Below are 8,524 nucleotides of genomic sequence, written 5' to 3'. Positions count from 1 at the left end.
GCTGCGGGTCCGCCACCCCAGCGGCTGGATCGGTCCGGCGTTCTCGGCACGCGGGATGCTCGTCTGGGGCTTCACCGCCGGGGTGCTGGCCACCCTGTTGGAGATGGGCGGCTGGGCGCGTCCGTGGCCGCGGGACCGGGTGGTCGAGCTGCCGCCGAGCGGGGCTACCCCGGCGCCGTCGGCGGGCACCGACGAGGCTGACGAGACAGCCCTACGCTGACCGCACGGTCACCTTCGGCAAGCGATGGTCATCTGGCGGGCGCACTGCCCGTACGCTTGACCCGTGTCCGTCGTGGATCTCGTCCTGCTGCTGCTCATGCTCGTGTTCGCGATCAGCGGATACCGCCAGGGTTTCGTCATCGGCATCACCTCGCTGTCCGGCTTCTTCCTCGGTCTGCTGCTGGGTCTCCAACTCGGGCCGCTGTTCGCCAGACAGTTCGTGGACGCCGGCACCCGTGTGCTGATCTCGCTCGTGGCGATCTTCGGGCTGGCCGTGGTCGGGCAGGCGCTCGCCGGCTGGCTGGGCTCACACCTGCGCAAGACGATCACCAGCGACGTGGGCAAACGGGTCGACGACGTGGGTGGCGCGCTGGTGTCGCTGCTCGCGGTGCTGCTGCTCGCCTGGCTGGTAGCGGTGCCGCTCGGCTCGTCCTCGGTGCCCTGGCTCGCCGCGTCGGTGCGTAACAGCGCGTTGATCTCGGTGGTCAACCAGGTCGTGCCGGACCAGGCCCACCGGTTGTCCACCGCGTTGGAGGACACCGTCGACACGGACGGCTTCCCGGACGTCTTCGGTGACCTCGCGCCCACCCGGGCCCGCCAGGTCGACCCGCCCGACCCGGCGCTGGCCGGCTCGCAGGTGGTGGTCAACGGTCAGCGGTCGGTCGTGAAGGTGCTCGGTTCCGCGCCGGGCTGCTCGCGTCGCATCGAGGGCTCCGGCTTCGTGTACGCCGACGACCGGGTGATGACGAACGCGCACGTCGTGGCCGGCACCCGCTCGGTCGCCGTGGAGTTGGGCGGCGAGCGGTACGACGGCAAGGTGGTGGTCTACGACCCGGACCGGGACCTGGCCGTGCTGCTGGTGCCCGGGCTGCCCGGCCCGTCCATGCGGTTCGCCGCCGGCAACGCCGGCAGCGGCTCGGACGCGATCGTGTTGGGCTTTCCGCTGGACGGCCCCTACAACGCACAGTCGGCGCGGATCCGCGACGTCGACAAGATCAAGGGGCCGGACATCTACTCCTCCGGTGACGTCACGCGGGAGATCTACACCATCCGGGCGCTGGTGCGCAGTGGCAACTCCGGCGGTCCGCTGCTGTCCGCCAACGGCCTCGTGCTCGGCGTGATCTTCGCGGCGGCGGCCGACGACCCGAACACCGGATTCGCGGTGACCGCGGCCGAGGCTCGCCCGGTGGCGTTGGCCGGCGCCGAACGAAACCGGCAGGTGGCCACCGGCGAGTGCACCTGAGCGCCGCGCGGATCAACTCCCGGCCGACACCACCGGTCGACGCCCGGTCGGCAGCGTCGCCCGGCCCCACCGCAGCCCTCGGTCCAGCACCGCACGAGCCATGATCGCCACGCAGGTGCCGCCGTTGAGGAAGGACGCCACCACGTCGCTGGGGTGGTGCATTCCCCGGTACATCCGGGTCAGCGCAACCCCCAGCGGCACCATCAGCAGCAGCGTCCACCAGGCGACCTTCGCCCCGGTGCTATGCGCCCGCAGGGCCATCAACACGGCGATGCCGACGTAGAGCGCCACCGCCGCGGAGGTGTGCCCGGACGGGAAGCTCGACGTGGGTGGCGAGACGTCCATGTGCTCCACGGCCGGCCGCTGTCGGTCGATCGCCAGGGTGGTCAGCAGGAACACGAGGGCCTGGGCCGTCACCGCCGCACACAGGAACAGCGGCTCCCGCCAGCGCTTCAGCCAGAGCCGCAGCGCCAACGCCACCAGCACGGTGACCACGACGATCATCTGGGTGCTGGCCAGCGTGCTGAACACCAGCGAGACGTCGTTCCAGCCGCCGGTACGGTCGGCGGCCAACTCCCGGTTCACCGCGTCCTCGACGGTGAACGGCCAGGTCCGGGCGAACACCCGGGTGACCAGCATCCCGAGCAGCACCATGAGACCGAACAGGAGGGACACCGGCAGCAGCACCCGCCGGACGATCAGGACCACGGTGTCGGACATGGGTCGGCCAGTACCCGCCCGACGTCGGCGGCATGCCTCAGGCCGCTCCGGGCTGCCGCTCGACCTCGGGGGCGACACCGTCGCGGGTGGGCCGGACCGGCCGGAGACCGTTGTGCGCCCGCCAACTGGTGAACGCGGCGGTGGTCGCCGCGACCACCGCCACTCCGAGCAGCCAGCCGCCCAGCACATCGCTGGTGAAGTGCACGCCGAGCGCCACCCTGCTCAGCCCGGTGAGCACGGTGAGCAGCACCGCGGCGACCCAGAGCACGACCCGCGCCGCCCCGCGCCCGACGTACGGCAGGAGCACCAGTAGCAGCACCCCGGCGGCCAGTGTCGCGTTCAGCGCGTGCCCCGAGGGGAAGGAGTAGCCGGCGGCCCGTGCCACCGGGTCCAGCAACTCCGGCCGGTCGCGGCCGACGAGCAGTTTGAGCAGCGGACCGACCAGGCCACCGACGACCATGGTGGTGGCCGCCCAGAGAGCCAGCCGGCGAGCCCCCCGGCGCAGCAACCAGACCACCAGGAGCAGGGCCACGGCACGCAGCGGCATCGGCGCGAACACCTCGGTCCAGATCCGCATCAGCACGACCCACCCCCTGTGGTCCTGCGCGTAGCCGTGCAGGGCGTCGGTGACCGCCGTGTCCAGCCGGTGCAGCGGCGCCCACGCACCGAGCACCAGCAGCGTGAGCAGCGCGAAGGGCACCAGTACCAGGAACGCGGCCGCCGCGGCGAGGGTCAGCCGCAGCCCCAGTGAATGGTCGGGGTCGAGTCGGCGGTGCCGCCAGGACGACTGCTGGACGGAGGCGAGGGTGGGCGGCTGCTGCGTACTCATTCGTCGGTTCTACCCGACCGGGCGCCCGGTCAGACCTCCCGGTCGTTCGCGGTCAGCGGGCTCGGTGCCGGAACCGGCGGATCATCAGCGCTGCGCTGCCGACCAGGGCGACGACCAGCACGAGACCGATCCACAGTTGCTCCGGAGCGGACGGGTCCTGGCCGCCGGCAGCACGGGCCGTCCACCGGGTCTGCTGGTGGGGTGCGGTGAGCCCGAGCGGGTCGCTGCCGGCGCCGGCCACCGGTTCGTCGTCGGCCGAGCCGGGCGCCGGGCCGAAACCAGTCACACCCGGCGACGTCTGGTCGTCGAGCGGGTTGACGGTCACCGGCGGCACGTCGGCGGTCAGCGCGGCCACCGGGTCCACCACCCCGTAGCCGAAGCGGTCGTCCCGCCCGGTCGGGCCGATGTCCCGGGCGGTGGCCAGCAACCGGTTGACCACCTCACCGGCGGGCATCTGCGGATAGCGGGACCGGACCAGCGCGGCGGTGGCCGTCACCAGTGGCGCGGCGAAGCTCGTGCCCTGCACCCGCCAGTACCCGTCGGGGGACTTCGCGCCGACCAGCCCGCTGGCGGGAGCGGTGAGCACCGTCGCCCGCCCGGTGATCGACCCGGACCACAGGTTGTCGCTACCGCGTTCGAGGCCGGCGACCGCGACCACTCCCGGCTCACGGGCCGGGTACCAGACCTTGGTGCTGGTGGACGTCGCCAGGTTGCCGGTGCAGGCGATGACGACCACGTCCCGGACGAACGCGTAGTCCAGAGCCGCGGCCAGGGCTGGGCTGTCGCCGCTGCCACCCAGGGACAGGTTGATCACGCGGGCGCCGTTGTCGACGGCCCAGCGGACCCCCTGGGCGACGATCAACGCGTCGTCGTAGCGGTTCTGCTCGTCGAGCACCCGGACCGGCAGGATCCGGGCGTCCGGCGCCAGGCCGACGACGCCCCGTTTGTCGTCCTTGCGCCCGGCGATCAGACCGGCGACGGTCGTGCCGTGCCCCACCGGATCCGGGCCCGCCCCGCCCCCGGGGCCGACCAGATCCTTGCCGGGCAGCACCTGGCCGACCAGGTCGGGATGGTTGCCGTCCACTCCGGAGTCCACCACGGCGACGGTCACGCCTCGACCGGTCGAGCTGCGCCAGGCCGTCTCGGCGCGCAACTCGTCGAGCTGCCACTGTTCGTCGCGAACCTGGTCGGTGCGGGCGACCGCGTCGCCAGGGGCGAGGGCCATCGACGCGCCGGCGAGCTGTCCGCCGTTGGTGGGCGTGGCGACGGGCACGGCCGCCGCGGTCGGGGCCACGACAGCGAGCGCCGCGGCGACACCGAGCAGCGCCCGGCTGGCCGCTCGGCGGGCCGCTGACGGACCGCTGTGCCGAACCCCAGTCACATCCCCAGCCATTCATCCCGACGGAACCATGACGATCGGAGATTACCGGTTTCCTCACCTGTCACGGGAGGAACCGGCGAGTCAGGTCATGGTGGCGGAAGTTGTGCCAGCTGGACGAGGCGTACGCCCTCCCGCCGGGTGACCAGTCGACCACGCCCCGGCGGCAGCGGGCCGGGGCGTACCGGCCCGACGAGCGCGCCCTCGTCCGGACTGCCCGCCATCACCAGACCGGCGGTGGACAACTCCCGCAGCCGCTGCACGATCGGCTCGTACTGGGCGCGGCCCGCGCCACCCGACCGGCGGGCCAGCACAAGGTGCAGCCCGACGTCGCGGGCGTGCGGCAGGTGCTCCTCCAACGCCCGCAGAGGGTTCGCGGGCCCGGCCGCCACCAGGTCGTAGTCGTCCACCAGCACGAACAGCTCCGGGCCGGACCACCAGGAGCGGTCCCGAAGTTGCTGCGGGGTGACCTCCGGCCCGGGGGCCCGCCGCTCCAGGTAACCGGCAGCCGACTCGATCAGGTCGGCGGTGTGTGCCGCGGCGGTGCCGTACCCGATCAGGTGCGGCGTCTCGATCGCGCCGAGCAGGCTGCGCCGGTAGTCGACAAGGATCACCCGGGCCTGCTCGGGCGTGAACCGCGTGATGATCGACGTGGCCAGCGCCCGCAGGAACGACGACTTGCCGCACTCCGAGTCCCCGAAGACCACAAAATGCGGCTCGGTGGCGAAGTCGAGCGACACCGGGCGCAGGTCCGCCTCCGCGATCCCGATCGGCAACCGCAGGCCGGTCGTCGCGGCGAGGTCCAGATCGGCGTACGGCAGCACGGGCGGGAGTAGCCGCACGCGGGGCGCCGGAGGACCCGCCCACCCGTCGGCGGCCCGCTTCACCAGATCCGCGGTGTCCCCGGCGGCGGCACCGAGCTGCGGTACCGCGGTGAGGAAGTGCAGGCCCTCCGCCGTCACCCCCCGGCCGGCGCGCTCCGGCACGTTCGCGGCCGCACGCCTCGCCACCAGTGAGTCGGACGGGTCGCCGAGGCGCAACTCCAGCCGTGAGCCGAACAGGTCCCGGATCGCCGGACGGAAGTCCAGCCAGCGCAGCGCGGTGGCGACCACGTGCACCCCGTACGACAGGCCCCGGGTGGCCAGGTCGGTGACCAGGGGCTCCAGGTCGTCGTACTCGCCTCGGACGGTGCTCCAACCGTCGACCAGCAGGAACACGTCACCGAACGGATCGATACCCGGTTGGTTGGTCGTCCCCGCCGCGGCTCGGCGCTGCCGGTACACGGCCATCGACTCCACACCCAACTCCGCGAAGCGGCGCTCCCGATCCGCCAGCAGAGTGGTCATCTCGCCGACGGTGCGCCGTACGGCGGTCGGGTCGGCCCGACCGGCGACCCCGCCCACGTGCGGGAGGTCGCGTAGCGCGGCCAACCCGCCACCACCGAAGTCCAGGCAGTAGACCTGCACCTCGGCCGGTGTGTGGGTGAGCGCCAGCGCGCAGATCAGCGTGCGCAGCGCCGTCGACTTGCCGCTCTGCGGCGCGCCGACCACCGCCACGTGCCCGGCCGCGCCGTCCAGCGCCAGCCAGAGCAGGTCCCGACGTTGCTCCAACGGCTTGTCCACCACGGCCAGAGGCACGCCGAGCGCGCCGTGCAGCTCCGGGTTGCCCACGGTCAGGCCGCGCACCGGGTCCACCTCCACCGGGCCGAGCAGCTCGTCCAGCGTCGGCGGTTGACCGAGCGGGGGGAGCCAGACCTGGTGCGCCGGCGGGCCCTGCCCGACGAGCCGGGCCACCAGGAGGTCGAGCAGGGTCTCCCGGCCCTCCTCCTCGGCCACGACGGGCACGACCGGGGTCGCCGGCTCGGGCACGGGTACGGCGTGCGTGGTGAAGGTGAGCAGCCGGGCGCCACCCTCGACGGTGGCGCCGGACGTCACCGTCCGCCGACGGACGGCACCGGAGACGTACGCGGCCTTGAACCGGGCCAACGGGTCGGTGCCGGTGCGCAGATAACCGTGACCTGGCGAGCGGGGCAACTCGTGCGCGTCCGGCACCCCAAGCACGGTGCGGGACTCCAGCGCGGAGAAGGTCCGCAGACCGATCCGGTACGAGAGATGGGTGTCCAGCCCGCGAAGCCGTCCCTCCTCGAGGCGCTGACTGGCGAGCAGCAGGTGCACACCGAGTGAGCGGCCCAGCCGGCCGATCTGCACGAACAGGTCGATGAAGTCGGGCTTGGCGGAGAGCAGTTCGGAGAACTCGTCGCAGATCAGCAGCAGCGACGGCAGCGGGGCCAGCGGGCTGCCGGCTGCCCGGGCCCGCTCGTAGTCGCGCACGCTGGCGAAGTTGCCGGCGCGGCGGAGCAGCTCCTGCCGGCGGACCAGCTCCCCGTTGATCGCGTCGACCATCCGGTCGACCAGGGGCAGCGCGTCGGCCAGATTGGTGATCACGGCGGCCGTGTGCGGCAACCTGTCGAACGAGGCGAAGGTGGCGCCGCCCTTGAAGTCGACCAGCACGAAGTTGAGCTGCTCGGAGCTGTGCGTGGCGGCCAACCCCAGCACCAGCGTGCGGAGCAGCTCGGACTTACCGGAACCGGTCGCCCCGATGAGAAGGCCGTGCGGGCCCATTCCGTCCTGTGCGGACTCCTTGAGGTCCAGTTCGATGGCACCGCCGTCGGTGCCCACCCCGATCGGCACCCGCAGCCGCTCCCGTGCCGAGCGCGGCAGCCAGCCCTGCTCGGCCGTGAAGCTCTCCGGGTCGCCGAGGCCGAGCAGCTCGGGAAGGCCCAGGTCGGCCTGGAGTGGGGAATCGGGCCCACGGGCCGCGCCGGCGAGCCGGAGTGGGGCCAACCGTCGGGCGACCGCCTCGGCGTCGGCGAGGTCGAGCTGGTCGGCGGTGCCGACGTCGGCATGCCCGTCGGTCGACCGCGAGTGCAGTCGTCGGCCGTGCAACTCCAGCAGCAGCGCGTACCGGTCGAGCAGCCGAGGCGGGGGAGTGTCCAGGTCCAGCACGGTGACCGCGTCGATGCCGCCGTCACCGGTCAGATCACTGGCGCCGGTCAACTCGCCGCCGTCGAGGACGACCACCACGTGCGGGCCGTCGGTGGCCGGCCCGGCCGGGCTGAATCGGGAGCGGCTGGCCAGCACGTCCGCCAGCAGCCCTTCGAGCTCGGCGGCGGAGCTGGTCACCAGTCGCAGCGGGCCGAGCGCGTCGGTGCGGCTGGGGTGATGTGCGTGTGGCAGCCACTTCACCCATTCCCAGCAGGCGCGGCGTTCCGGTCCGGCGCAGACCGCGACGAGCAGCTCGTCGGGAGCGTGGAAGACCGCCAGCTGGGTCAGCACGGCCCGGACCAACGCCTGCGCCACCGGGTCACCGGTGGGTGGGCCGCCGGTCGTGGGGGCGCCACCCGCGGCCCGGCCGGCGGATCGGACGTGCACCCGGGCGAAGCTGCGCAGCGAGAGGGCCACCGGCAGGTCCGGCACCACCGAGTACGCGTCCAGGAAGCGACGCAGCGCGCCGGCGGTCATCGGTTCCAGCTCCTCCAGTGGCCGGGTCACCGGTGCGACGAGCGGGGTGGCCAGGGTCTGCGGCCCGACGGCGACGCGGACCACCGCGAAATCCGGGTCGCCCGGTCGCCGCTCCCAGACCCGGTGGCTGTCGACCGTCGACCAGAGCCGACCCGGGTCGGGATGCCGGTAGAAGAGCCCCGCCCGCTGCTGGCCGGCGGTCCGCCGCACCCGCCGCCGCAGCGTGGCCAGGTGCCGCAGGTACTCCCGCCGGGCGGCCATCATCTCGGACTTCTTCGGTGTGCCGGAGGCGCTGCCCCAGGACGTCACCAACATCGCCAGCGAGGAGAGCCCGAACATCCCGCCCACCACGTACGAGTAGGCGCCGCCGCCCCGGCCGAACATCATCGCCATCGCGACAGTGCCGCCGAGCATCGGCAGCAGCATGAGCATCTGCTGCCATCGCCCGCCGGTCACCACCGGAATCTCCGGCGGCGCCTCCACCGGCAGTTCGCCGGCGGGGATTTCCGGCGCTGGTCGGCGGGGCGGACGCTTGATGACGACGGTGGACACTCGGCCTCCTGACAGCGCTGGGTAACCCGAGCCGGACTCATGGTAGGTAAAGTCCTGTCGTC

General features: G+C 72.9%; 5 protein-coding genes and 1 pseudogene. 2 read left to right on the top strand and 4 right to left on the bottom strand.

The annotated features are described in order from the left end of the window. Window positions 1–220 (top strand): annotated as a pseudogene (locus ACWCO3_RS07640) (coenzyme A pyrophosphatase); the annotation flags it as partial. Window positions 221–283: 63 nt separating this feature from the next. Further along, window positions 284–1,462: a MarP family serine protease gene (locus tag ACWCO3_RS07635; protein ID WP_145778577.1), complete on the top strand. Its 1,179-nt coding sequence runs from the start codon at window positions 284–286 to the stop codon at window positions 1,460–1,462. Window positions 1,463–1,474: 12 nt separating this feature from the next. On the opposite strand, the gene ACWCO3_RS07630 is transcribed toward ACWCO3_RS07635, so the two are convergent. The 4 genes from ACWCO3_RS07630 to eccCa all read right to left on the bottom strand — a co-directional run bounded on the left by ACWCO3_RS07630 (window position 1,475) and on the right by eccCa (window position 8,462). Next, complete coding sequence (locus ACWCO3_RS07630; protein ID WP_145778578.1) at window positions 1,475–2,182, bottom strand: phosphatase PAP2 family protein; 708 nt, start codon at window positions 2,180–2,182, stop codon at window positions 1,475–1,477. A 37-nt stretch (window positions 2,183–2,219) separates the two neighbouring features. Beyond that, window positions 2,220–3,011, bottom strand: a complete 792-nt coding sequence (locus tag ACWCO3_RS07625; protein ID WP_145778579.1) for a phosphatase PAP2 family protein — start codon at window positions 3,009–3,011, stop codon at window positions 2,220–2,222. A gap of 52 nt (window positions 3,012–3,063) precedes the next feature. Continuing rightward, window positions 3,064–4,404 (bottom strand): type VII secretion-associated serine protease mycosin, encoded by a 1,341-nt coding sequence (gene mycP, locus ACWCO3_RS07620; protein ID WP_145778580.1) that lies wholly within the window; start codon window positions 4,402–4,404, stop codon window positions 3,064–3,066. 74 nt (window positions 4,405–4,478) lie between these two features. Next, window positions 4,479–8,462, bottom strand: coding sequence for a type VII secretion protein EccCa (gene eccCa, locus ACWCO3_RS07615; RefSeq protein ID WP_450009012.1), 3,984 nt, complete (start codon window positions 8,460–8,462; stop codon window positions 4,479–4,481). Between the last annotated feature and the right edge of the window lie 62 nt (window positions 8,463–8,524).

This window comes from Micromonospora sp. NPDC002411 (assembly GCF_053592955.1).
This window is presented reverse-complemented; position numbering and strand designations above follow the sequence as displayed.